Source organism: Nocardia sp. CDC160 (assembly GCF_035818795.1).
Taxonomy (GTDB): Bacteria; Actinomycetota; Actinomycetes; order Mycobacteriales; family Mycobacteriaceae; genus Nocardia.
Genome location: NZ_JAYKYT010000004.1, coordinates 67,084 through 90,472, shown reverse-complemented (window position 1 = coordinate 90,472; position 23,389 = coordinate 67,084). Strand labels below are relative to the sequence as shown.

General features: G+C 68.0%; 24 protein-coding genes. 7 read left to right on the top strand and 17 right to left on the bottom strand.

Going from position 1 to position 23,389, the window contains the following annotated elements; genetic code table 11:
• Window positions 1-9 precede the first annotated feature (9 nt).
• Together VMT40_RS21690 and VMT40_RS21685 are read left to right on the top strand one after the other, a co-directional pair.
• Window positions 10-432, top strand: coding sequence for a PPOX class F420-dependent oxidoreductase (locus VMT40_RS21690; RefSeq protein WP_326360395.1), 423 nt, complete (start codon window positions 10-12; stop codon window positions 430-432).
• Between the two features lie 75 nt (window positions 433-507).
• Window positions 508-1,665: a serine hydrolase domain-containing protein gene (locus tag VMT40_RS21685; protein WP_326360394.1), complete on the top strand. Its 1,158-nt coding sequence runs from the start codon at window positions 508-510 to the stop codon at window positions 1,663-1,665.
• Window positions 1,666-1,696: 31 nt separating this feature from the next.
• Here VMT40_RS21685 and VMT40_RS21680 read toward each other — a convergent pair whose 3' ends face one another.
• The gene (locus VMT40_RS21680) at window positions 1,697-2,827 is read right to left on the bottom strand and encodes a M24 family metallopeptidase (protein ID WP_326360393.1); all 1,131 of its coding nucleotides are present in this window, start codon (window positions 2,825-2,827) and stop codon (window positions 1,697-1,699) included.
• Between the two features lie 256 nt (window positions 2,828-3,083).
• Here VMT40_RS21680 and VMT40_RS21675 point away from each other — a divergent pair, with 256 nt between their 5' ends.
• Entirely contained in the window at window positions 3,084-4,052 is a 969-nt protein-coding gene (locus VMT40_RS21675; protein ID WP_326360391.1) for a 5'-3' exonuclease, read from the top strand.
• 18 nt (window positions 4,053-4,070) lie between these two features.
• Here VMT40_RS21675 and VMT40_RS21670 read toward each other — a convergent pair whose 3' ends face one another.
• The 13 genes from VMT40_RS21670 to dop form a co-directional block, all read right to left on the bottom strand.
• Window positions 4,071-4,481: a hypothetical protein gene (locus VMT40_RS21670; RefSeq protein ID WP_326360389.1), complete on the bottom strand. Its 411-nt coding sequence runs from the start codon at window positions 4,479-4,481 to the stop codon at window positions 4,071-4,073.
• A gap of 151 nt (window positions 4,482-4,632) precedes the next feature.
• Window positions 4,633-5,343, bottom strand: a complete 711-nt coding sequence (locus VMT40_RS21665) for a DUF4333 domain-containing protein (protein WP_326360387.1) — start codon at window positions 5,341-5,343, stop codon at window positions 4,633-4,635.
• 112 nt (window positions 5,344-5,455) lie between these two features.
• Entirely contained in the window at window positions 5,456-8,149 is a 2,694-nt protein-coding gene (locus VMT40_RS21660) for a DEAD/DEAH box helicase (protein ID WP_326360386.1), read from the bottom strand.
• Window positions 8,150-8,152: 3 nt separating this feature from the next.
• Window positions 8,153-9,127 carry a twin-arginine translocase subunit TatC gene (gene tatC / locus VMT40_RS21655; RefSeq protein WP_326361715.1) on the bottom strand — a complete coding sequence of 325 codons (975 nt, stop codon included), beginning with the start codon at window positions 9,125-9,127 and terminating at the stop codon, window positions 8,153-8,155.
• Between the two features lie 119 nt (window positions 9,128-9,246).
• A complete protein-coding gene (tatA, locus tag VMT40_RS21650; protein ID WP_326360385.1) occupies window positions 9,247-9,528 on the bottom strand; it encodes a Sec-independent protein translocase subunit TatA in 282 nt (93 codons plus the stop codon).
• A 64-nt stretch (window positions 9,529-9,592) separates the two neighbouring features.
• Window positions 9,593-10,612, bottom strand: coding sequence for a 2-dehydropantoate 2-reductase (locus VMT40_RS21645; protein WP_326360384.1), 1,020 nt, complete (start codon window positions 10,610-10,612; stop codon window positions 9,593-9,595).
• Between the two features lie 26 nt (window positions 10,613-10,638).
• Window positions 10,639-11,598, bottom strand: coding sequence for a helix-turn-helix transcriptional regulator (locus VMT40_RS21640; RefSeq protein WP_442790050.1), 960 nt, complete (start codon window positions 11,596-11,598; stop codon window positions 10,639-10,641).
• A 170-nt stretch (window positions 11,599-11,768) separates the two neighbouring features.
• On the bottom strand, window positions 11,769-12,761 hold the full coding sequence (locus VMT40_RS21635; protein ID WP_326360383.1) for a helix-turn-helix transcriptional regulator: 993 nt from the start codon (window positions 12,759-12,761) through the stop codon (window positions 11,769-11,771).
• A 225-nt stretch (window positions 12,762-12,986) separates the two neighbouring features.
• The gene (gene pafA / locus VMT40_RS21630; RefSeq protein WP_326360381.1) at window positions 12,987-14,345 is read right to left on the bottom strand and encodes a Pup--protein ligase; all 1,359 of its coding nucleotides are present in this window, start codon (window positions 14,343-14,345) and stop codon (window positions 12,987-12,989) included.
• Window positions 14,346-14,547: 202 nt separating this feature from the next.
• Window positions 14,548-15,318, bottom strand: coding sequence for a proteasome subunit alpha (gene prcA / locus VMT40_RS21625; protein ID WP_326360379.1), 771 nt, complete (start codon window positions 15,316-15,318; stop codon window positions 14,548-14,550).
• Window positions 15,315-16,175 (bottom strand): proteasome subunit beta, encoded by an 861-nt coding sequence (gene prcB, locus VMT40_RS21620; protein WP_326360378.1) that lies wholly within the window; start codon window positions 16,173-16,175, stop codon window positions 15,315-15,317. The genes prcA and prcB overlap by 4 nt, the downstream gene beginning before the upstream one ends.
• Complete coding sequence (locus tag VMT40_RS21615) at window positions 16,172-16,366, bottom strand: ubiquitin-like protein Pup (RefSeq protein ID WP_033089305.1); 195 nt, start codon at window positions 16,364-16,366, stop codon at window positions 16,172-16,174. Before VMT40_RS21615 ends, prcB begins: the two co-directional genes overlap by 4 nt.
• Before the next feature lie 380 nt (window positions 16,367-16,746).
• Window positions 16,747-18,246 carry a depupylase/deamidase Dop gene (dop, locus tag VMT40_RS21610; RefSeq protein ID WP_326360377.1) on the bottom strand — a complete coding sequence of 500 codons (1,500 nt, stop codon included), beginning with the start codon at window positions 18,244-18,246 and terminating at the stop codon, window positions 16,747-16,749.
• A gap of 132 nt (window positions 18,247-18,378) precedes the next feature.
• Here dop and VMT40_RS21605 point away from each other — a divergent pair, with 132 nt between their 5' ends.
• Window positions 18,379-19,596: a DUF418 domain-containing protein gene (locus VMT40_RS21605; RefSeq protein ID WP_326360376.1), complete on the top strand. Its 1,218-nt coding sequence runs from the start codon at window positions 18,379-18,381 to the stop codon at window positions 19,594-19,596.
• A 3-nt stretch (window positions 19,597-19,599) separates the two neighbouring features.
• Here the strand turns inward: VMT40_RS21605 and VMT40_RS21600 are convergent, their stop codons facing one another.
• Both VMT40_RS21600 and VMT40_RS21595 read right to left on the bottom strand, forming a co-directional pair.
• A complete protein-coding gene (locus VMT40_RS21600) occupies window positions 19,600-19,917 on the bottom strand; it encodes a hypothetical protein (protein ID WP_326360374.1) in 318 nt (105 codons plus the stop codon).
• Window positions 19,918-19,934: 17 nt separating this feature from the next.
• A complete protein-coding gene (locus VMT40_RS21595) occupies window positions 19,935-20,663 on the bottom strand; it encodes a TetR/AcrR family transcriptional regulator (RefSeq protein ID WP_326310667.1) in 729 nt (242 codons plus the stop codon).
• 94 nt (window positions 20,664-20,757) lie between these two features.
• Here VMT40_RS21595 and VMT40_RS21590 point away from each other — a divergent pair, with 94 nt between their 5' ends.
• Together VMT40_RS21590 and VMT40_RS21585 are read left to right on the top strand one after the other, a co-directional pair.
• The gene (locus tag VMT40_RS21590; RefSeq protein WP_326360372.1) at window positions 20,758-21,678 is read left to right on the top strand and encodes an AurF N-oxygenase family protein; all 921 of its coding nucleotides are present in this window, start codon (window positions 20,758-20,760) and stop codon (window positions 21,676-21,678) included.
• On the top strand, window positions 21,675-22,025 hold the full coding sequence (locus tag VMT40_RS21585; protein ID WP_326360370.1) for a DUF4873 domain-containing protein: 351 nt from the start codon (window positions 21,675-21,677) through the stop codon (window positions 22,023-22,025). Before VMT40_RS21590 ends, VMT40_RS21585 begins: the two co-directional genes overlap by 4 nt.
• Window positions 22,026-22,046: 21 nt before the next feature.
• On the opposite strand, the gene VMT40_RS21580 is transcribed toward VMT40_RS21585, so the two are convergent.
• Window positions 22,047-22,736: a TetR/AcrR family transcriptional regulator gene (locus VMT40_RS21580; protein WP_326360369.1), complete on the bottom strand. Its 690-nt coding sequence runs from the start codon at window positions 22,734-22,736 to the stop codon at window positions 22,047-22,049.
• Between the two features lie 127 nt (window positions 22,737-22,863).
• On the opposite strand from VMT40_RS21580, the gene VMT40_RS21575 reads away from it, so the two are divergent.
• The gene (locus VMT40_RS21575; RefSeq protein ID WP_326360367.1) at window positions 22,864-23,316 is read left to right on the top strand and encodes a nitroreductase family deazaflavin-dependent oxidoreductase; all 453 of its coding nucleotides are present in this window, start codon (window positions 22,864-22,866) and stop codon (window positions 23,314-23,316) included.
• Window positions 23,317-23,389: the final 73 nt, after the last annotated feature.

Genomic DNA, 23,389 nt, shown 5'->3' with positions numbered 1-23,389 from the left:
CGTCTGATCATGACCAGCACCGCCGCACGCCCCGAGCTATCGCCCGCCGCCGCCGACTTCGTCACCGAGCGTCACCTGGCCACCCTCACCACCCTGCGCGCCAATGGCACCCCGCACGTGGTCGCGGTCGGGTTCACCTGGGATCCGGAGGCCGGGATCGCCCGGATCATCACCAACAACGGCTCGGTCAAGGTCAACAATGTGCGTCGCTCGGGCTATGCGGCGGTCAGCCAGGTCGACGGGCCGCGGTGGATCACCCTCGAAGGTCCCGCCACCATCCTCGAGGACGCCGACTCGGTTGCTGACGCCGTCGATCGCTACGCGGGTCGCTACCGCCAGCCGCGCGAGAACCCGACCCGCGTGGTGATCGCCATCGAGGTGAAGCGTGTCCTCGCGAGCAGCGTCTTCAAGACCGACGCCGTGGCCAACTGAACCCGGTCGAGACCGATTACTTTGCGGCGCACGGGTCGTCCCATTTCTCGAACGCGCACGAGAGAGGGTTGATCCATGTCCACGCTTCGAGAAGTGTTGCAGGCCCACGTCGATGACGGCGGCGTCCCGGGCGCGGTGGGGCTGATCGCCCGCGGCGACCGGATCGAAACCGCCGCCGTCGGTCTCGCCCACGCCGACGGCACGACGCCCATGGCGAGGGATTCGATATTCCGGTGGGCCTCCATCACCAAACCGCTGACCGCGGCGGCCGTGCTGATGCTCGTCGAAGACGGGGTGTTCGGCCTGCACGATCCCATCGGCCCCTGGCTGCCCGAACTCATGCACCCGATGGTGGTGCGTACCCCGAACAGCCCGATCGACGAGGTGGTGCCCGCCCATCGCCCGATCACGGTCTTCGACCTGCTCAGCTCCCAAGCGGGCTACGGCTGGGCCTCCGACTTCTCCCTTCCCGCCATCCAGGCGTTGTTCGGCGTGCAGCCCGACGGCCGCGCGCCACACAATTACCCGCCCATGGACGACTGGCTCAAGGCACTCGCGCAGGTCCCCATGCTCGCCCAGCCCGGCACCGCGTGGCTCTACGACACCTGCTCGATCCTGCAGGGCGCACTCGTGACCCGCGCGTCCGGCCGCTCCCTCCCCGACTTCCTCGCCGAGCGAATCTTCGAACCACTCGGCATGTCCGACACCGGCTTCACGGTCCCGGAGTCCGCACGCGACCGCTTGACCTCCTACTACCGCCGAAGCGACACCGGCCTCACACTCGCCGACGGCCCCGACGGCCAATGGACCACCCCGCCACCTTTCCCCCTCGGCAACGGCGGCCTCGCGGGCACCGCCGACGACTGGCTGCGCTTCGCCCGCATGCTCCTCGCCGACGGCGCCACCCCCGACGGCCGAAAACTCCTGTCCGCCAACTCGATCCGCCTCATGACCACCGACCACACCACCCCGGCCCTACGCACCCACGGCGACCTCTTCCTCGAAGGCCAGGGCTGGGGCTTCGGCTCAGCGGTCGACATCACCCCCATCGACCCCTGGAACGTGCCAGGCCGCTACGGCTGGGTAGGCGGCTCCGGCACCTCCGCCCACCTCATCCCCTCAACAGGCACCATCGCCATCCTCCTCACCCAGGTAGGCATGGACAGCCCCATCCCCGACTCGACCATGCGCGACTTCTGGCACTACACAGCCACTTTCGACGCCAGCGCCTGAAGTCGCGCACAGCCCTCGGAGCACGTCGTGGTCAGCCCAGGCGGGTTAGGCCGTGCGGGCGCTTGTTCATGGACTCGCAGCCGTCTTCGGTGACGATGACGATGTCTTCGATACGGGCGCCCCAGTTGCCGGGGAAGTAGATGCCGGGTTCGATGCTGAAGGCCATGCCGGGCTCGAGGACCAGGTCGTTGCCCGCGACGATGTAGGGTTCCTCGTGGACCGAGAGGCCGATGCCGTGGCCGGTGCGGTGGACGAAATAGTCGCCGAGACCGGCGGCGACCAGGACGTCGCGGGCGGCGGCGTCGATGGATTCGGCGGTGGCGCCGGGGCGGACCGCGGCGACGGCTGCGGCCTGGGCCTTTTCGAGTTCGGCGAACTGGGCGGCGATTTCCTCGTCGGGCTCGCCGAGGACGTAGGTGCGGGTGGAGTCGGAGAAGTAGCCGGGCTCGACGGGGCCGCCGATATCGATGACCACCACGTCACCGGCCTCGATGACGCGCTCGGAGACCAGGTGGTGCGGGTCCGCGCCGTGCGGGCCGCTGCCCACGATGACGAAATCGGCCTCGGTGTGGCCCTCCTCGACAATGGCGGCCGCGATATCCGCGCCCACCTCGGCCTCGGTGCGGCCGGGGCGCAGGAACTCACCCATGCGGGCGTGCACGCGGTCGATCGCCGCGCCCGCGCGGCGCAGCGCCTCGACCTCGCTGGGGTCCTTGACCATTCGCAGCTCACGCAGCAGCGGGGTGGCCGAAACCGGCAGCGAGCCAAGCTGATCGGCGATGGGCAGCAGGTGCAGCGCGGGCATCACATCGGTGACCGCCACGCGCGCACCGGCATTGAGCACACCCTTGACGATGCGGTACGGGTCCACCCCGTCCACCCAGTCGATGACCTGTAGCCCGAGCTCTCCGGCCGCGGACCCCTTCAACGAAGCCAACTCCAGCTTCGGAATCACCACCGACGGTGTCTCGCCACTGGCCGGGATCACCAAACACGTCAGCCGTTCGAACGACTGCGCCCGCGACCCAAGCAAAAACCGCAGGTCAGGCCCCGGTGTAATCAACAGCGCGTCCAGGTGGGCAGCGCGGGTCAACTCCGCCGCCCGCTCCAACCGCGCCCCGTAGACCTCCGCCGCGAACCGTGACTCGTCATGAGAGCTCATGGCACCCGACGCTACTCCCCAATCCCCGCCACCCTCCAGCCACCGACAAACTTCGCACCCCCAACGGGGCGCGATTTTTCCACGCCGCGCGTCGACGCCAGTGCGTCCCACCGCCTTTCAACCAGCGCCAATGCGAACTGTGGCTTTCACCGCACCGGCACGATCGAGCGACCCCCTCGACCCGCAACCGCACGGAAGGCCACATCGAGGTCGCTATGCGCCGGGTTGTCGGGTGGTGCCGGTAGGGTCGGGGGCTATGAGCAACCCTGCCGCCGGTCCGTTGTTGCTGCTCGATGGGGCGAGTTTGTGGTTTCGGGCGTTCTATGCGATTCCCGAGAAGATCACCGCGCCGGATGGGCGGCCGGTGAATGCGTTGCGTGGGTTCACCGATATGGTTGCGGCGCTGGTCAAGCAGCATGCGCCGAGTCGGTTGGTGGTGTGTTTGGACCTGGATTGGCGGCCGCAGTATCGGGTGGATCTGGTGCCCTCGTACAAGGCGCATCGGGTGGCCGAGGAGGGTGGGGTGTCGGCCGACGGGGTGGAGCTCGAAGAGGTGCCGGATACGTTGACGCCGCAGGTCGACATGATCATGGAGGTGTTGGAGGCGGCCGGGATCGCGACGGCGGGGGCCGAGGGACTCGAGGCCGACGATGTGATCGGGACCCTCGCGACGCAGGAGAGCGTCGACGAGGTGATCGTCGTCAGTGGCGACCGGGATCTGCTGCAGTTGGTGCGCGATACGCCCGCTCCGCCGGTGCGCGTGTTCTACGTCGGTCGTGGTCTGGCCAAGGCCGAACTGTGGGGTCCGGCCGAGGTGGCGGCGAAATACGGTGTGCCGGAGCAGAATGCGGGCCCGGCCTACGCCGATATGGCCACTCTGCGCGGCGACGCCTCCGACGGCCTGCCCGGGGTGGCGGGCATCGGCGACAAGTCCGCGGCCCAGCTCATCTCCAAATACGGCTCGGTGGAGGCGCTTCGGGCAGCGGCCGCCGACCCGGACTCCGACCTCGCCAAGGGCGTGCGCGCGAAACTCGTTGCCGCCGACGACTATCTGAAGGCCGCGGCCCCCGTGGTCCGGGTGGTGCGCGACGCCAAGGTCGACTACTCCGGCCCCGACCTACTACCCCACACCCCCGCCGATCCGGATCGCCTGGCGCAGTTGGCCATTGCCTACAACGCCGAGAGCCCGGTCAAGCGCCTCATCACCGCCATGGCCAAACGCTGAACCGACGCCCCGGCGCGGTCAGCGCGGCGATGCCATGGGCCAGGTTTCGGGATTCCCGTTGAGGTCGGTGATCACCGCTTCGCCGAAGTAGTCGCCGGGCTCGGAGACCTTGCGCAGCGTGACGTGGGTCGGCTGGTGGACCTCATGGCCCCCGGCACAATTGGGCTGGCACACAACGCGGTATTCCGTGCCGTCGCCCTCGGCGGTCGTCGGCCCCCAACTGGTCCAGGTGATGTCCTTGACCGTGACGGTGCCGTCACCGCAGGCGATCAGCATTCGCGCAGGCTCGACCACCGCCTGAAATGTCGTGCAGTCGATAGCGACCGGCGTCGACGACCCGTCCGCACTGGCAACCGGTGCCGACAACACCGCGCCGAGCGCCACCGACGCTGCCGTCGCGCCCCGACCAACCACCTGCAATGCACTCATGTATCGGCCCCCCCGATTCGTTGGCGAACTGAACTGTCGCCCACTGTACCCCTGCACACCAGCGAGCTAACCCAACGCAAACAGAAGGGCCCGTACGCGATCCCCTGATCGCCTACGGACCCACCGTGGTTGTCGAGGAACTCGCTCCCGATCAGCTGGGGCGGCCGACCTCGTAGGTGCCGTCATCCTTGGTGATCTTGATGGTGACCTTCTTGTTCTCGCCACCGACCTTGAGCGTGCAGTCGAAGGTCTTGTCCACCTGGACCTTCTCACCCGACGGGCAGCTCACGTCCTGCACATCGTCGATGCCGTAGGAATCCTTGAGCACCTTCTGCACACCGGTCTGGACCGCCTTGTTGTCGAGCTGGTCCTTGCTCAATAGCCAGGCCAACCCGCCACCGACCGCGGCCAGCACCAGCACGACGGCGGCCACGATCCCGATGATCACACCGGTCTTCTTCTTCCCGCCGGACGGCTGCGTCGGCTGCGGCCATTGCTGACCGGACTGCTGGCTCCAATCCGGCTGTCCCGGCTGACCCTGTTGCGGCCACTGCGGCTGCGACTGCCCCCACTGCTGCACGGGCTGCTGCGGCTGGCTCTGCCCCCACTGCTGCACCGGCTGCTGCGGCTGCGACTGTCCCCAGGGCTGCTGGGTCGGCTGTTGCGGCTGGCTCTGCGCCCACTGCTGCTGCGGTTGCTGCTGCGACGGGTCGCCCCACTGCGTGGTCGGCTGGGCGGGCTGCTGGCCGCCCCATTGCTGAGTCGGTCCGGCGCCGGGCGCGGGCTGCTGCCCACCCCACTGCTGCGTCGGATCGTTGCCTCCCCCGGCAGGGGCGTCATTCGGTCCGTACGGGCCGCTCATGTGCTTGCCTCCACTCGCAATTCGTTGTACTCACGCTAGCCCCCCGAGCGGGAACATGCTCGTATTCCCGCTGCGGTCGGTACATCCAAGAATCAAAGCACAGTCGTTTCTACTACGCCGCGTCCACGGCCACGACACCCCGGCGAATGGCCCGCACCGCCTTGCTCGCCGTGGCCGCCACCTCGACATCGTCGGCGGTGCTGTGAATCTGATCCAACAGGTCGATGACCTGGCGACACCAGCGCACGAAATCACCGGCGGAGAGCGGATTTCCACGATCGCCGGAGGCGAGCAGGGCATCGGCGAGATCGTCGCCGCGGGCCCAGGTGTAGACGCCGGTGACGAAACCGAGGTCGGGTTCGCGGGTGGGCTGCAACCGATGCCGGGCCTCGTCGGCGCGCAATTGCGACCACACGCCGATGGTGGCGTCCACGGCCCGCCGAATCGGCGCGGTCGGACCGGAGGCACCGAGGTAGCCGCCCTCCTGCCGCGACTCGTAGACCAGGATCGACACCACCGCGGCCAACTCGGCCGGGCCGAGCCCGCGCCACAGTCCCTGTCGAAGCGCCTCGGCCACAACCAGATCCGCCTCGGCGTAGATGCGGGCCAGGCGGCGACCGTCCTGGGTGACCTCGCCGTCCTCGACGTAGCCGCGTTCCTCGAGCAGCCCGATGATCCGGTCGAAGGTGCGCGCGAGGGAGTTCGTGGTGGCCGCCACCTGCTGACGCAGCTGCTCGGTCTCGCGCTCGACCCGGTTGTAGCGTTCGCCGATGCGCGCCAACTGCTCTCGATCCGGCCGCGCGTGTGCCGGGTGATTGCGCAGTGCCCGCCGCAGGGTTTGCAGCTCGCGATCGTCGGCGGCCTTGGACTTGCCGCCGTGACGGCCGCGCCGGGGCGCGGTGATGCCGGTGCTGCGCAGCGCCGAGGCCAGATCGCGGCGCACCCGCGCGGTGCGGTGATCGACGTGCTTGGGCAGCCGCAGCCGACCCAGCGATTCGGCCGGGGTCGGGAAGTCGGCGGCCGAGATGCGCCCGGCCCACTTGTCCTCGGTGAGCACCAGCGGTCGCGGATCGCCCGGTGTCGCATCGGGTTCCAGGATGACCGCCAGACCCTGGCGGCGTCCGGACGGAATCGCCACCACATCCCCGCGCCGCAGCGAGGTCAGCGCCGCGACCGCGGCCTGCCGCCGATCGGTGCGCCCCTGGCGTTCGATGTGGCGTTCGCGTTCCCGAATGCGTTCGCGCAGTTGGATGTACTCGAAGAAGCTCTCGTCGCCGAGCTGTGAGCGCAGCTTGCGCAGCTGGGCCTCATTGCGTTCGATGCCACGCACCAACCCCACGACCGACCGGTCGGCCTGGAACTGGGCGAAGGACCGCTCGAGCAGTGCCCGCGACTCCACCGCACCCATCCGATCGACCAGGTTGATCGACATGTTGTAGCCCGGCCGGAACGAGGACCGCAGCGGATACGTCCGTGTCGAGGCCAGACCCGCGACCGCCGAGGTATCGACCTCGGGCTGCCACAAAACGACCGCATGCCCCTCGACATCGATGCCGCGCCGCCCCGCGCGCCCGGTGAGCTGCGTGTACTCCCCCGGCGTCAGCTCGGCGTGGCTCTCGCCATTGAACTTCACCAGCCGTTCGAGCACGACGGTGCGCGCGGGCATATTGATGCCCAGAGCCAGTGTCTCCGTGGCGAAGACGGCCCGCACCAGCCCGCGCACGAACAGCTCCTCGACCGTGTGCCGGAAGGCGGGCAGCATCCCGGCGTGGTGCGCGGCGAAGCCGCGGTGCAGCGCCTCGCGCCACTCCCAGTACCCGAGCACCTCGAGGTCGCTGCGCGGCAGATCCCCGGTGTGCTTCTCGATAATGGCGTCGATCTCCTCGCGGTCGTCCTCGCGCGAGAGGTCCAGCCGCGAGCGCACGCATTGGGCCAGTGCCCCATCGCATCCCGCGCGGCTGAAGATGAAGGTGATCGCCGGTAGCAGCCCCTCGTCATCGAGCTTGGCAATGACCTCCGGCCGCGGCATGGGCCGGAACGATCGCCGCGGCCCACCGCGCCCGCGCCCCGGAACGGCCCAGTTGTCCATCCGGTCGGTGGCTTCGCGGTGTTTGATGTAGCGCTGCAGATCCTCGTCCACGATCACCTTGGCATCGCTGGAGCGGGAGTCGAACAGGTCGAACATGCGGCGGCCGACCATGACGTGCTGCCACAGCGGCACCGGCCGGGTCTCGTCCACGATGACGGCGGTATCACCGCGGACGGTCTCCATCCACGCGCCGAACTCCTCGGCATTGGACACCGTCGCCGACAGGCTGACCAGGCGCACCTCCGGCGGCAGATGCAGGATGACTTCCTCCCACACCGCGCCGCGGAACCGGTCGGCCAGATAGTGCACCTCGTCCATGACGACGTACGAAAGCCCGCGCAGCGCATCCGAACTCGCGTAGAGCATGTTGCGCAGCACCTCGGTGGTCATCACCACCACCGAGGCGTCCGGGTTGATGGACTGGTCGCCGGTCAGCAAGCCGACCTCGTCCCGACCGTACCGTTCGGTGAGATCGGCGAACTTCTGATTCGACAGCGCTTTGATCGGCGTCGTGTAGAAGCACTTGCCGCCCGAGGCCAGCGCCAGATGGACGGCGAATTCGCCCACCACGGTCTTGCCCGCGCCGGTGGGCGCGCAGACGAGCACGCTGTGCCCGCCCTCGAGCGCCTCACACGACTGCCGCTGGAACGGATCGAGCTGGAATTTCAGTTCGGCGGCGAATGCCGCCAGTTCGCCAGTAAGCGACCTTGAGATCACTTGTCAGAGCGTATCGGAGTAATCCGACACGTCTCTCGTTGTTTTCTGCAGCGGTGTGGCGGCCACCGGTTCGGCCGCCGGGACCGGGCTCGCCGCGTCGACGCCGCCGACCGAGGTGTCGAGCGGGGAGGCCTCGTCGTCGGCGAGGTTGTCCCAGTTCTCGGCATTGCGGGCGCGGCGCTTGTCGTTGAAGCGCGCCACCTGCACCGCGATCTCGAACAACAGGGTCAGCGCGAGCGCAAGCGACAGCATGGAGATCGGGTCCTGCGGGGTCACGATGGCCGCGAACACGAACAGGCCGAAGATCAACCCGCGCCGCCACTTGGTGAGCCGCTGATAGGTCAAAACTCCCAGGAAGTTCAAACCCACGATGAGCAAAGGCGTTTCGAAGCTCACGCCGAAGATCACCAACAGCTTGATGATGAAGCTGAAGTACTGCGCACCCGAGAGCGCGGTGATCTGGACGTTGTTGCCGATGGTCATCAGGAAGCTGAGCGCGTGGGCGACAACCCAGTACGCCAGCACCGCGCCGGTGATGAACAGCGCCGCGCCCGCCGCCACGAAGGAGATCGCGTACTTGCGTTCCTTGGCGTAGAGGCCGGGCGTGATGAACGCCCACAGCTGGTAGAGCCAGAACGGGCTGGCCACCACCACACCCGCGGTGGTGCCGACCTTCAACCGCAGGGTGAACTGCTCGAACGGCGCGGTCGCCAACAGTCGGCAGGCGCCGTCGGCGCTGAGATTCGCGCGCGAGGAGGCGGGCAGATCACAGTAGGGGCCGCGCAGGATCTCGCCCAGGCTCTCGATCCCGAACAGGGAATGCGAGTACCAGAAGAACCCGAACAGGGTGCCGATCGCGATCCACGCCAACGCGATCAGCAGTCGACGGCGCAGCTCCGAGAGGTGCTCCACCAGCGACATGGTGCCGTCGGGGTTGGTGCGGCGCTTGCTGCGCCGGGGATCGAACGGGATGCGCATACGCATGTGTGTCTGACTGCCTCCGCCTTGCGGCCAACAAACCGGAGCCTCACGGCAACCCGGACCCGGACAACGACTTACCCGGGATGAGAATCACTCACCCCGGACAAAACGTGGCCTCAGGCCTTCTGCTGGTCGTTCGGCTGCGGCGCGGGCTGCTGCACCGGCTGGGCCGGGGGCAGCTGCGCCGGGGGCGTAACCGGCTGCGCGGGCTGCGCCTGCGCCTCGGGAGCGGCCTCGCCCGTCTTGCCCTCGGCCTGCATCTGGCTGACCTCGGTCTTGAAGATGCGCATCGAGCGGCCCAGGCTGCGGGCGGCATCGGGCATGCGCTTCGAACCGAAGAACAGCAAGAAGATCAGCACGACGATCAGCAAGTGCCACGGGCTGATGGCGCCTGTCATTCCATTACCTCCAAAGAATTGGTGAGTCCGATGCTACCGGACCCGCATATGGCGAACCTTGTTGTCAACCCTTGTTCGCCGCGCCGTCACGCGCGGCCTGGGTCAGCTGTTCCAGCAATTCCGGGCCCGACCAGGTGCGTCGGTCGCCGTTCTCCGCCGCTGTCACGAGGTCGATCAGCTTCTGGTTCACCGGCGTGGGTATTCCTACCATGGCCCCGAGGCTCACGATTTCTCCGCACAGCCAAGGGATTTCGGTCTTGCGCCCGGCGGCCAGGTCATCGGCCATGGAGGAGCGGGCCACCGGGTCCACGGCCAGCACCTTGGCGGCGACCCGGCGGAAGACGCCGTCGGGGACGGTGAGCAGCCGGGCCATCGCCTCGGGGGGCAGCGGGGTGAGCCGGGCGGGGCGAATGCGGGCCGCGGCCATGGCCGCGAGGGCCTCGCGCTGGGCCAGCGACAGGCAGCGGCGATAGTCGCGGGTGCCCAGTTCCTCGCGCAGCGGGCGACCCGACAGCGCGTTGATGGGGTTGTTCAGGTTGAGCAGCAGCTTGGCCCATTGGATCGGCAGCAGGTCCGGGTGTCGTTTGAAACCCAGACCGGACTCGGCGAAGAGCGGGCCGAAGCGGTCGAGGGCCGGATCGTCGGCGATATCGACCGTGCCCGCGGTGCCGCGATGGAAGCGGCCTTGCCCGTGGTGCACGACATTGAACATGACCATGCCCGCGAGCACCACGCAGGCGGGCAGGACATCGCGGATGACCGCGTCGTTGCCGATGCCGTTCTGCAGGCTGACGACCACGGTCCCAGGTTTGACCAGACTGGCCAGTTTGGCCGCCGCGGTGGCGGTGTCCGCGGATTTCACGGTGATGAGCACCAGGTCGGTGTCGCCGGTCGGTTCGGTCGCGGTGTGGAAGGCGTCCGGTTCGACGTGGGCGGTGTCGCCGTCGAGGTCGGTGAGGCGCAGCCCGAAGGTACGCAGTTCCTCGAGCACGCGCGGGCGACCCACAAAGGTGACCTCCGCCCCCGCCGCGGCCAGCCTGCCGCCGACATAGCATCCGATGCTGCCCGCTCCCAGCACCGTCACCCGCGGTGTCGATGTCGAAGACGGCCTCAAGCGGGACCGACCCCCTCGAGACCGGAGGCGAAGGCGTCGTCCTCGGCGGCGGCCGCGTACGCCGCCAGCGCCGAGCCGGAGCGCTCGCGCACGGCCGTCACCAGTTCGGCCGGGCCGAGCACGGTCACGCCCGCGCCGAAGCCGAGCAGCAGCCGCGCCATCCAGTCCAGGGTGGCGAAGCGCATGGTGGCCTCGACGCTGCCGTCCGGGTGGGTGGTGACCTTGTGCATCGGGTACTGCTCGAGCACCCAGGCGTAATCGGGGCGAATCAGCAAGCGGGCCAGCGGAACCGCCGGATCATCGACGAACAGATCCAGGGCCGAGGTCTCGTCGGCGGCCGCGTCGGCGGGCGGGCGGGCCGGTTCGTCGAGTTCGGTGGCCTCCTCGATGCGGTCGAGGCGGAACAGGCGGACGCCCTCGGCTTGCCGACACCATGCCTGGAGATAGCTGTTGTTGTCCACCAGCACGATTCGGATCGGATCCACGACGCGCTCGGAGACCACATCGCGGCTCGCCGAGTAATAGACCAGGCGCAGTGCGTGATTGCGCTCGACGGCGGACCGGACGGTCGCCACGGCGGGCGCTTCGACCGGCACCGGCTGGGTCGGGCCCTCGAATTCCCGTCCGGAGATGGCGGATTCGATCTTGGCGATGGCCGCGTGGGCCGCGCTCGGATCCACCATGCCGGGTAGGTCCACGATGGAACGCAACGCCACCAGCAGGGCCGTCGCCTCGAGGGAGGTGAGGCGCAGCGGGCGGTCGATGCCCGCGGAGAAGGTGACCTCGATGCTCTCCTCGGAGAAGGACAGATCGATCAGATCGCCGGGGCCGTAGCCCGGGAGGCCGCACATCCACAGCTGATTCAGGTCCGTCATCAGCTGTTTGGTGGACACGCCGAGTTCCGCGGCCGCCTCGGCCGCGCTGATGCCCGGGTTGGCCTGGAAGTACGGGACCATGTTCAGCAGTCGGGCCAGCCGCGTCGAGAGCCGGGTCGTGGTGGCCGCGCTCCCCCGCCGTTCCTTCGCGCCGTCGGAGGCGCGGCCGCCATCGTTCTTGCGGTTGCCGTCGGAGGCCTTGCGGTTGCCGTCGGAGATGTTGTCGCCCCGGCGTTTCCGTGCCGCGTCGCTCACGCGCTGACCTCCGTCCGCTCCAGCACCGACTTCAGGCGCGCGATCACATTGTCGCGCAGGTCTTCCGGCGCGAGCACCAGGGCGTCCGCGCCGAGGCCGGTAATGAGCCGCGCGAGCCAGTCGCGAGAACGGATGGGCACCTCCACGATCGAACCCTTGCGTCCACCCAGGACGCGCTCCTCCATGATCGGGCCGAGGCGACGGATCTCCTGACCGCGCCCGTCGGCCACCCACACCGTCGCCGAGCCGGTGATCGGGGTCTGCGCGGTGACCTCGGCGACCACGGCCCGCAGATCCAGATCCTCGGGTTTGTGCACGGCATTGGCCGGACCGTATTCGGTGACGTCCTCGTCGATGCGGGAGATGCGGAACACCCGCTGCGCGTCGCGCACATTGTCGTGCCCGACCAGATACCAGCGGCCGTGATGGGTGACCACACCCCACGGCTGCACATCGCGCTCCACCGGATCCCCGTGGGACTGACGGTGTTTGAACTTCACCGACCGTCCGGCATCGATCGCGGCGAGCAGCTTGCCCAGCACCGGCTCCGAGCCGCGCGTGCGCGCCGGAACCGCGGGCACCGCCGACACCCCGGCGTCGGGCTCCACGTGAATTCCGGCCGCGCGCAGCTTGAGCATGGCGCCCTCGGCGGCCGCCGCCAACTCCGGCGACTCCCACAACTGCACGGCCACCGCCACCGCGGCGGCCTCCTCGCTGGTGAGATCGATGTCCGGCAGCTCGTAGGCGTCCCGGTTGATGCGGTAGCCCTCGACACTCGAATACCGGCTCACCGGCCCGATTTCCAGCGGAATGCCCAGATCGCGCAGCTCGTTCTTGTCCCGCTCGAACATCCGGCTGAACGCCTCGTCGCTCGCGGACTCCTCGTACCCGGCCACACTGTCCCGGATCCGCTCCGCGGTCAGGAACTGCCGGGTGGACAGCAGCGCGATAACCAGATTCATCAACCGCTCGACCTTGGATATCGCCACCCGATAGAGAGTAATGGGCGCACCGCCAACATGGCGCATGGGCGGTCGCTATTTCCCCCTAACCGCCCCTAGCGGACAGCCTCAGCCCCCCGAACAAACGAGCGGGCCGCGAACCGAACTGGTTCGCGGCCCGCAAGCCCGAGTGCCGGGGTCCGGGGCGGAGCCCCGAAATTCTCCAGGGGGTTCGGGGGCGAAGCCCCTGAGAGTCCCCGAGAGTTGGGGCCCTCACATGGAAGCGATCAGGCGATCCACGCGCTCGTCGACCGAGCGGAACGGGTCCTTGCACAGGACCGTGCGCTGGGCCTGGTCGTTGAGCTTGAGGTGGACCCAGTCGACGGTGAAGTCGCGTCCGGCCTCCTGGGCGGCGGTAATGAAGTCGCCGCGCAGTTTGGCCCGGGTGGTCTGCGGCGGCGTGGTGACCGCGGCATCCACCGCATCGTCCTCGGTGACCCGCTTGGCCAGACCCTTGCGGGCGAGCAGGTCGAAGACGCCGCGGCCGCGCTTGATGTCGTGGTAGGCCAGATCCAGCTGGGCGATCTTGGGATCGGACAGCTCCATGTTGTAGCGGTCCTGATACCGCTGGAACAGCTTGCGCTTGATGATCCAGTCGATCTCGGTGTCCACCTTGGCGAAGTCCTGCGCCTCGACGGCATCCAGGGTGCGGCCCCACAGATCCACCACCGCGTCGACCTGCGGGTCGCGGTCGCGATTGCGCAGGTGCTCGACAGCGCGGGCGTAGTACTCACGCTGAATGTCGAGCGCGCTCGCCTGGCGTCCGCCTGCCAGCCGCACCGGACGCCGCCCGGTGAGATCGTGCGACACCTCGCGAATGGCGCGAATCGGGTTGTCCAGCGCGAAGTCTCGGAACGCCACGCCCGCCTCGATCATCTCGAGCACCAGCGAGGCCGTGCCCACCTTGAGCATGGTGGTGGTCTCGCTCATGTTCGAGTCGCCCACGATCACGTGCAGCCGCCGATACTTCTCGGCATCGGCGTGCGGCTCGTCGCGGGTATTGATGATCGGCCGTGACCGCGTGGTCGCCGACGACACGCCCTCCCAGATGTGCTCGGCCCGCTGCGACAGACAGAACGTCGCCGCCTTCGGCGTCTGCAACACCTTCCCCGCCCCGCAGATCAACTGCCGGGTAACCAGGAACGGCAACAGCACATCCGAAATCCGCGAGAACTCCCCGGCCCGCACCACGAGGAAGTTCTCGTGACACCCGTACGAGTTCCCCGCCGAATCGGTGTTGTTCTTGAACAGATAGATGTCCCCGCCGATACCCTCCTCGGCCAGCCGCTGCTCGGCGTCTATGAGGAGATCCTCGAGGACCCGTTCCCCGGCGCGGTCATGAGTGACCAACTGCACCAGGCTGTCACATTCGGCCGTGGCGTACTCCGGATGGGAACCGACATCGAGGTAGAGCCGGGCACCATTACGAAGGAACACGTTCGAGCTACGGCCCCAGGAAACTACCCGGCGGAACAGATACCGGGCCACCTCGTCAGGACTCAACCGACGGTGACCGTGGAACGTGCACGTCACCCCGAATTCGGTCTCGATCCCCATGATTCGTCGCTGCACCCTATCGACATTACAGCTCGGAAGTGCCCGGTAACCGGCTTGTCGGACAGCTCATGCAAACGTATTCACAACGATTTCGCACGGGATGCAACGTTGGACGCGTCTCAGCCTGCGAAAAAGCAAGGCTCCTTTGCACTCTGCTATTGAGAGTGCAAAGGAGCCTTATCCCGAATAGCGGGATTTGCCCAAGCCGACGCGGGCCCTACGACGGGTCTCCGCTCGACGGCTTCTCGGCTTCGGCCGCGGCTTTCGCGCTCGGGGGCTTGCCGGTCACCAACTCCTGCAGCACCGCGCCCTGGAGGCGGCGGAACGCGCGGCGGGGGCGGCCCTGTTCCAGGGTTGCCACCTCGAGCGAGCCGGGGCTCAGGGTGCGGGTCTTGTCCTTGTCGCCCTCGGGGACGGCCTTCTGCAGCGCGGCCACCGCCGTGGTGATGGCCGAATGCAGGTCCATGCCGGGCTTGTAGGAAGCCTTGAGGGCGGTGGTGATCGGGTCGGTGTTGCCGCCCATCACCACGAATTCCCGTTCGTCCACAATGGATCCGTCGAAGTTGATGCGGTAGAGCACCGAATTCGACTCCTGCTCCGGGTAACCCACCTCCGCGACGCAGATCTCCACCTCGTAGGGCTTGAGCTGGTCGGTGAAGATGGTGCCGAGACTCTGCGCGTAGAGGTTGGCCAGGAAGCGGCCGGTCACGTCGCGCCGGTCGAACTGGTAGCCGCGCAGGTCGGCCTGCAGGATGCCGCCGCGGCGCAGCGCCTCGAACTCGTTGTACTTGCCGACGGCGGCGAAACCGACCCGGTCGTACAACTCGCTGATCTTGTGGAGGGTGGCCGAGGGGTTCTCGGCCACGAACACCACGCCCTTGTCGTAGACCAGCACGACGACCGACCGACCGCGCGCGATGCCCTTGCGCGCGAGTTCGGTCTTGTCGCGCATGATCTGTTCGGCCGACGCGTAATACGGCAGTGTCATGCTTCGCCGATCCCCTCTGCCGCCAGCGCGGCGCGCTCCTCCACCATCGCCGTCGTGATCTCCTTGAGGCGCTCCTCGGTGACTTCCTCGGCGCCCTCGGAGTCGATCACGATGGCGGTCGGATAGATGTTGCGCATCGTGTCCGGACCGCCGGTGGCGGTGTCGTCGTCGGCGGCGTCGAAGAGCGATTCGATCGCGATCCGCAGCGCGCGATCCTGATCGATCCCGCGCTGATAGGTCTTCTTCAGCGACGACTTGGCGAACAGTGAACCCGACCCCACCGCGGTGTACCCGAAGCGCTCCTCGCTGCGTCCGCCGACCACGTCGTAGGACACGATCCGCCCGGCCTTGTCCGGATCTTGAGCATCCGGGTCGTAGCCGACCAGCAGCGGCACCACCGCGAGGCCCTGCAGGGCCGCGGGGAGGTTGTCGCGCACCATCTTCGACAGCTTGTTGGACTTGCCGTCGAAGGTGAGGGGGACGCCCTCGATCTTCTCGTAGTACTCGAGTTCGACCGCGAACAGGCGGATCATCTCGATCGCCATGCCCGCGGTGCCCGCGATACCGGCCGCGGAGTAGGTGTCGGTGATGTACACCTTCTCGATGTCGCGGCTGGCCAGCAGGTTGCCCTGGGTGGCGCGGCGGTCACCGGCGATCAGCACACCGCCGCGGTAGCTGACCGCTACGATGGTGGTGCCGTGCGGAGCGATATCCGACGGCGCACCCGGATTCGGGTGGCTGCCGTCGGATCGGATTCCGTTGCCGGGCAACAGTTCCGGGGCGTGCAAACGCAGGTACTCGGAGAATGAGGATTGGGCGAACCCCAACTGGAGCCGCAGGGGGTCACCTTGGGTCACTGGCCGCCCTTCTGAACATACGCACGGACGAAGTCCTCCGCGTTCTCCTCGAGCACGTCGTCGATCTCGTCGAGCAGGTCGTCGGTTTCCTCCGCCAGCTTCTCGCGACGCTCCTGTCCCGCCCCGCCGTCACCGACCGGGCCCTCGTCCTCGTCGCCACCACCGGCGCGCTTGGTCTGCTCTTGTGCCATAGCAGCCGACCTCCTCTGTGATCATCGGCGAGCACCGGAGAAGATCCGATGCTCGTGCTGTCAACACTACCCACCGGCGCGGGGAACATGCCGGATTAAACGCCATTGTGCTGTTGCCGCGATCTCTCGGCAGCCTCCCGGGGGACACCCCCGGACCCCGGATATTCACTTGGGAGCAAGCCCCCAAACCCCCGAGGAAGGAGATCTGGGGACCCAGTCCCCAGACCCCTGAAAGCGAAGGGTCCAGCTACCACACCCCTGAAGTCCGAAGGGTCCGGATGCCACACCTCCGAAGCCGAAGGCGCAGTAGCCACACCCCGAAGCGAAGGGCCCGCGAGAGGTTCTCCCGGGCCCTTCGGTGTTCGCTACGCGCGAATTCGCTAGTGCGTCAGCTGCTGCACCAGTTCCGAGGCGGTGTGGACGCCGTCCAGGAGTTTGCCGACGTGGGACTTGGTGCCGCGGCGCGGTTCCAGGGTGGGGATGCGGACCAGGGAGTCGCCGCCCAGGTCGAAGATCACCGAATCCCAGCTGGCCGCCGCGATATCCGCGCCGAAGCGGCGCAGGCATTCGCCGCGGAAGTAGGCGCGGGTGTCGGTGGGCGGGTTGGTCATGGCGTCGGTCACCTGCTGCTCGGTGACCAGGCGCTGCATGGAGCCGCGGGCGACCAGGCGGTTGTAGAGGCCCTTGTCCAGGCGGACGTCGGAGTACTGCAGGTCGACCAGGTGCAGTTTGGGGGCCGCCCAGGACAGGCCCTCGCGGTTGCGCATGCCTTCGAGCAGGCGCAGTTTGGCCGTCCAGTCCAGCAGGTCGGCGGTCTCCATGGGGTCGCGCTCGAGCAGATCCAGGACGTGGGCCCACTTCTCGATGACGTCCTGCACGCGCGGATCGTCGTTTCCGGTGCGGTCCATGAACTTTTCGACCCGGTCGAGGTAGATGCGTTGCAGCGCAAGGCCGGTCAGCTCGCGCCCGTCCGAAAGGGCAACGGTGGCACGCAGACTCGGGTCGTGGCTGATGGTGTGCACGGCGGTGACCGGGCGCGCCAGCTGCAGATCCGAGAGGTCCTCGCCCGCCTCGATCAGGTCCAGCACCAGCGAGGTGGTGCCGACCTTGAGGTAGGTGGACCATTCGGCGAGGTTGGCGTCGCCGATGATGACGTGCAGGCGGCGGTACTTGTCGGCGTCGGCGTGCGGTTCGTCGCGGGTGTTGATGATGCCGCGCTTGAGCGTGGTCTCCAGGCCGACCTCGACCTCGATGTAGTCCGCGCGCTGGGACAGCTGGAAGCCGGGCTGGTCACCGGACTGGCCGATGCCGACGCGACCGGAGCCGCACACCACCTGGCGCGAGACGAAGAACGGCGTCAGGCCCACGATGATCTGGTTGAACGGGGTCTCGCGGTTCATCAGGTAGTTCTCGTGGGTGCCGTAGGAGGCGCCCTTGCCGTCGACATTGTTCTTGTACAGCTGCATGCGCGGCGCGCCCGGCACGCTGGAGGCGTAGCGGGCCGCGGCCTCCATGACGCGTTCACCGGCCTTGTCCCAGATGACCGCGTCGAGCGGGTCGGTGACCTCGGGCGCGGAGTACTCCGGGTGCGCGTGGTCGACGTAGAGGCGAGCCCCGTTGGTGAGGATCATGTTGGCCGCCCCGACCTCGTCGGCGTCGATCACCGGGGCGGGCCCGTTGAGCCGTCCCAGATCGAAACCGCGCGCGTCACGCAAGGGCGATTCCACCTCGTAGTCCCAGCGTGTGCGCTTGGCGCGCGGCACGCCCTCGGCCGCGGCGTAGGCGAGCACCGCCTGGGTCGATGTGAGAATCGGGTTGGCCGACGGCTCGGTAGGCGTGGAAATGCCGTACTCGACCTCGATTCCGATGATGCGCTGCATGGGTTCGAGCCTAGGCGAAAGGCGCGCCCGGACGCGGGTGGACTGTCCGGGTTGGTGTCATTCGCGAGTCGTACGCCGGGTCGTTCTCGCGGGCGATCCGCCCCCGACCGGCGCGACGGCACAATGACCGACATGGTCGAATCGGCTTCCGCGCAGCCCCCGTCACACCCGGTCACCGCCGTCGCCGACGACCCGAATCCCGTGTCCCCGCAACCGCGTTCGAGCCGGTTGAGCGCGCTGGACGTGCTGCGCGGCATCGCCATCCTGGGCACGCTGGGCACCAATATCTGGATCTTCACCAATGTCGAAGGGCTGCTGGGCTACGTCACGCGCAGTGACGAACCGCACGGGGCGTGGCTGTGGATCGAGAAGTTCTTGCAGCAGTTGGCGCAGGGCAAGTTCCTGGGGCTGCTGACCATCATGTTCGGGATCGGGCTGGCTATTCAGCAGCGATCGGCCGCGAAGGCGGGGCGGGTGTGGCCGGGCGGGTATCCGGTGCGGGCCGGACTGCTGTTCGTGGACGGGCTGGTGAACTTCTTCCTCGTCGCCGAATTCGATGTGCTGATGGGGTACGCGGTCACCGGGCTGGTGGTGGCGTTCATTCTGGCGACCAGTCCGAAGGCGCAGCGGCGCTGGCTGATCGCGCAGGCGAGCATTCATCTGACGCTGCTGTCGTTGTTCGCGGTGGCGATCGCGTTCGGGCCCAAGGGCGATTCGGGCGGGCACAAGCCGCTGGATCCCAATCCCTATGTGGATGGCTCGTTCTGGGATCTGGTGGCGTTCCGGTGGGAGCATCTGCTGATGTTCCGGCTCGAGCCGCTGCTCATCTTCCCGATGTCGATCGCGCTGTTCCTGCTCGGCGCGCGGTTGTTCCGGGCCGGGATCTTCGGACCCGAGGGTGCGCGAATCCGCAAGTGGCTCATGGTGATCGGGTTTGCCGTCGCGGCACCGGTCGATCTGGCGCTGGGGATGGTCGGCGGTGATCTGATCGTGCTGGCCCGCTACGGCACCGCACCGATCGTGTCGCTGGGCATTCTCGCGCTGGTCGCCGAGGTCTACGCGCACCGGCCCGAGCCGGGCTGGGTGGGCCGCCGGTTCAGCGAGGTGGGGCGAATGGCGTTGAGCTGCTACATCCTTCAGAACCTGGTGTCGGGATTCCTGTGCTACGGCTGGGGTCTGGGGCTGGCGAGCCTGGTGTCGGCCAATTCGCGGGTGCCGTTCACGGCCGGGATCTACGTGCTGGTCTGCGCGCTCATGCTGGCCTTCGCGCACTTCTGGCTGCGTCGCTTCGAGCGCGGGCCGGTCGAGTGGCTGTGGAACCGCAGCTATCGGGCCCTCACGGGCGCGTGAGCGCTATTCGACGTCGTCGATGGAACGCAGGTACGGGGACTGACCGTCGATACACGGCAGGAGCCGGGTGAGGCTGTGCGCCGGAACGATATCGGTGAACTGCTCGCTACCGGAGGTGCCGCCGCCGTCCGCATCGCTGTACTCGCACTGCATGGTGCCGGAGACCACGTAGTCCTGGTCGGTGTCGTTGCGGCAGTCGAGGGTGTCGCAGTGCAGGCCGTCGGGCAGTGCGGTGTCCGCGCCCGCGGCGGCCGTCGGGGCCAAGGCGGCGAGCGCAAGCGCGGTGAGCGCGGCCAGGCGAGCCAGCGGGCGAGCGGTCATCGGGGTCCTCGGTCGGGTCAGGCCCGTGCGGTCTCGGCGCGGGAGAGCAGATCGGCGACCACGGTATCGCGGGTGAGCGGCACATCCAAGCTGCGGGCATTGCCCTCGAGCAGGGCCAGCACCGATTCGGTGAGGATGCCCTCGACCTGGTCGGAGGTCAGGGTCGGTGCGGCGCGCCAGCTGTTGACCACGCCGTCGACGAACCCGACGGTGCCGAAGGCCATGGGGCGAGCGCGATTTCGGTCGATGCCGAAGCGCTCCAGGGTGTCGGCGTACAGGTCGGCGAGCTGTCCGCCGATGCGGTCGCGGGCTCCGGCCAGGGCGTGGGAGGGGTCGCCGTGCGGGTCGGCGGCGGCCAGGAAGCGGTGCAGGTTGGGGTGGCGTTCGACCCAGCCGACGTAGGTGCCGACCATGCCGCGGACCAGTTCCCGGACCGTGCCCTGGGAGTGCAGGCGCGGAAGCAGTTCGGCCATCAGGGTTTCCAGGATGTGGCGGCGAATGGCGTCGTCGAGGTCGGTGCGGCCGTCGAAGTGCCGGTAGACGACCGGGCGCGGGACGTGCAGGCGATCTGCGATCTGCTGCACGGAGATCTCGGTGCCGTTCTCCTCGATGACGGCCAGGGCGGCGTCCAGCATGTCGGCGCGACGCTGGGCCTTGTGGCCGTTCCATCGGGTGCTGCGGCCGTCGGTAGCGCGCTCGCTGTCCCCGGGGGCGGGGTGCGCGGATCTGCGTCGGGTGCCGGTCACTCGCCTCACGATACTCACTCCATCGTTGACCGAGACAACATGTACCACTAATCTGAGTGTAACAGCCTGTATCAGTAAAGAGTCAGGAGCTGTCATGGGCGACAACGCCGTCACCACCACGACACCCGCCACACTCGATCCCCGCGAGAGCTTTGCCGCGCGCTTGCTGACCGGGTCGGTGAAGAAGTCCTACGACCCGGTGGTCGATCTCGACTGGGACGCTCCGCTGGATCCGGACAAGCTCTTCCTGCCGCCCGAGGTGATCTCGCTCTACGGCACGCCGCTGTGGGAATCGATGACACCCGAGCAGCGACGCGAACTCTCCCGCGAGGAACTGGCCAATGTGCTGTCGGTGGGCATCTGGTTCGAGAACCTGCTCAACCGGCTACTGCTGCGCGAACTCATGTCCAGCGATCCGACCTCGCGGCATTCGCACTACACGCTGACCGAGATGGGCGACGAATGCCGCCACATGATGATGTTCGGCAAGCTCATCGACCGCATCGAGGCGCGACCGTACTGGCCGAATCGGTATGAGCGGTGGACGATCAGCGCCCTGCAACTGTTCCTGCAGGGGTCGATGGTGTGGGTCGGCGCGCTGGTCGGCGAGGAGATCTTCGACGCGCTGCAGCGGCGCACCCTCGACGATCCGCAGTTGCAACCGCTGGTGTCGCGGGCCATGCGCATTCACGTGACCGAGGAAGCGCGACACATCGGCTTCGCGCGAGATGCCCTGGCGCACCGCGTGCCGACCATGTCGAAGGCCGAATTGCGGTACACGCGACTGTGTGTCGCGGTCGCCGCTCCCCTGTTCGTGCATCTCATGACCAACTGGCACATGTACGCCCGCGCGGGCATCGCCGACGGGCGGGCCGCGCGCCGGATGGCGCGCAACAATCCGCACTCGCGGCGCGCACTCGGGTTGGGTGCCGCGAATCTCGGTGCGTTCCTGGACAAACAGGGCCTCATCGGCCCGCTCGGCAAGCGGATCTGGCGGCGGCGAGGGCTGCTGTGAGGTTCCGGCGGGCCCGGCGCACGAGGGGTGCGGCGGTCGACCCGCGAGCGGATTTCCTCGAACCCGAACCGGCACCGGACTATTCGGGCCCCGCGTTATTGGACGCGCCGGGCGTGGAGGTGGCGGTCCAGGTGGCGCTGACCGGTCACCTCGACCCCACAGACGGCCAATTCCATTGGTACGGGCGGGTTTCCGCCGTCGACGGGGCGGAATTGCCCGATCCCGGGCGTGGGCAGGTGTTTCTCACCGTGCCCGGTAGCGCGCCTTCGCCGGGAGTCCTGCAGGAGCGTGATCCGTGGGGCAACCTGCGGATCTCCGGAATCGGTGCGCCGCCATTTGCGCTGTAGCGCAGCCGAATTCCGGTTCGGTTACTCCGAGAGGCCGATGAAATCGGCCATGGCTTCGACGGAGTAGGCGAAGAAGGGTCCGGCGGGATCCATGCTGTTGTCGAGTTGGCCGAACAGCTCGAAGGTCACCGTGCCGTAGAGCTGCGTCCACGCCATGACGGCGCGCGCCACCGCGATCTCGGGGAGCCCGGGGGTGACTTGGGCTGCGATGGCGGCGGATTGGGCCGCCAGTTCGGGGCCGACGGCATCGTCGGGCAGGACCAGGCTGTCGGACTTCCAGGCCGCGTTCACAACACCCAGCGCCGCGATCGGCACCCGGGAGGCGGGGCCGATGGTGGTCTGCGGCGCGTGATAGCCCGGCACCGGCGAGCCGTACACCAGCGCGTACTCGTGCGGATGCGCGATCGCCCAGTCCCGCACCGCGTTCGCGAGGCCCCGCCACTGCGCCCGCGGGGTGTCCCCCGCCGCGACCGCGCGCTCGACCGTGTCGGCGATGGCCTCGTAGGCCTCGATGATCAGCGTGGTCAGCAATTCGTCGCGGCTCGGGAAGTACCGGTACAGCGCCGAACTCACCATGCCGAGCTCACGCGCGATGGCCCGCAGCGACAGCGCGGCCGCCCCGGCTTCGGCGAGCTGCCGACGTGCGGCATCGGTGATCTCACGGGTGATCTCGGCCCGGGCACGTTCGCGGGCGGTGCGAGGGACGCTCATGCCGACAGTCTGCCACGAATCGGATCACCGACAAATTTCGAGAGCACTGCTCTTGACTTCGCGGCCCCAGTGCGAGCACACTGGTCTCAACAGAGAGCACCGCTCTCCAAGAGAGAAAGAAACCGCCATGAACGACACCGCCGCCACCCGCTACATCGGCCCGACCGGCCTCGATCCGATCTTCAACCGCATCGCCAACCTGATCCCCAAGCTCGGCATCAGCATCGCCGGTTCCCGCCTGCTGGCCGTGCGCGGCCGCAAGTCCGGCGAATGGCGCACCACCCTCGTCAACGTCCTCACCACCGACGACGGCACCCGCTACCTGGTCGCCCCCCGCGGCCACACCCAATGGGTCCGCAACCTCCGCGTAGCAGGCACCGGCGAACTCCGCCTGGGCCGCAAACACGAACCCTTCACCGCCACCGAACTCCCCGACGCCGACAAACTCCCCATCCTCCGCGCCTACCTCGACCGCTGGGGCTGGGAAGTAGGCCGCTTCTTCGAGGGCCTCACCAAAAACGCCACCGACGCCGAACTAACCGCCATCGCCCCCGGCTTCCCCGTCTTCCGCCTCTCCTGACCCCGCCCTCGAAACGGCCCGCCACGCGCTACCCGGCACACCGCCGTGCCGCCCAACCCCGCAACGTCGCGGT

Bases quoted from the DNA above. Each gene is read 5' to 3' on its own strand.
- VMT40_RS21690 (WP_326360395.1), top strand. From the start codon at position 10: ATGACCAGCACCGCCGCACGCCCCGAGCTATCGCCCGCCGCCGCCGAC.
- VMT40_RS21685 (WP_326360394.1), top strand. From the start codon at position 508: ATGTCCACGCTTCGAGAAGTGTTGCAGGCCCACGTCGATGACGGCGGC.
- VMT40_RS21680 (WP_326360393.1), bottom strand. From the start codon at position 2,827: ATGAGCTCTCATGACGAGTCACGGTTCGCGGCGGAGGTCTACGGGGCG.
- VMT40_RS21675 (WP_326360391.1), top strand. From the start codon at position 3,084: ATGAGCAACCCTGCCGCCGGTCCGTTGTTGCTGCTCGATGGGGCGAGT.
- VMT40_RS21670 (WP_326360389.1), bottom strand. From the start codon at position 4,481: ATGAGTGCATTGCAGGTGGTTGGTCGGGGCGCGACGGCAGCGTCGGTG.
- VMT40_RS21665 (WP_326360387.1), bottom strand. From the start codon at position 5,343: ATGAGCGGCCCGTACGGACCGAATGACGCCCCTGCCGGGGGAGGCAAC.
- tatC (WP_326361715.1), bottom strand. From the start codon at position 9,127: ATGCGCATCCCGTTCGATCCCCGGCGCAGCAAGCGCCGCACCAACCCC.
- tatA (WP_326360385.1), bottom strand. From the start codon at position 9,528: ATGACAGGCGCCATCAGCCCGTGGCACTTGCTGATCGTCGTGCTGATC.
- VMT40_RS21640 (WP_442790050.1), bottom strand. From the start codon at position 11,598: ATGGTCCCGTACTTCCAGGCCAACCCGGGCATCAGCGCGGCCGAGGCG.
- prcA (WP_326360379.1), bottom strand. From the start codon at position 15,318: ATGACACTGCCGTATTACGCGTCGGCCGAACAGATCATGCGCGACAAG.
- VMT40_RS21615 (WP_033089305.1), bottom strand. From the start codon at position 16,366: ATGGCACAAGAGCAGACCAAGCGCGCCGGTGGTGGCGACGAGGACGAG.
- dop (WP_326360377.1), bottom strand. From the start codon at position 18,246: ATGCAGCGCATCATCGGAATCGAGGTCGAGTACGGCATTTCCACGCCT.
- VMT40_RS21605 (WP_326360376.1), top strand. From the start codon at position 18,379: ATGGTCGAATCGGCTTCCGCGCAGCCCCCGTCACACCCGGTCACCGCC.
- VMT40_RS21600 (WP_326360374.1), bottom strand. From the start codon at position 19,917: ATGACCGCTCGCCCGCTGGCTCGCCTGGCCGCGCTCACCGCGCTTGCG.
- VMT40_RS21590 (WP_326360372.1), top strand. From the start codon at position 20,758: ATGGGCGACAACGCCGTCACCACCACGACACCCGCCACACTCGATCCC.
- VMT40_RS21580 (WP_326360369.1), bottom strand. From the start codon at position 22,736: ATGAGCGTCCCTCGCACCGCCCGCGAACGTGCCCGGGCCGAGATCACC.
- VMT40_RS21575 (WP_326360367.1), top strand. From the start codon at position 22,864: ATGAACGACACCGCCGCCACCCGCTACATCGGCCCGACCGGCCTCGAT.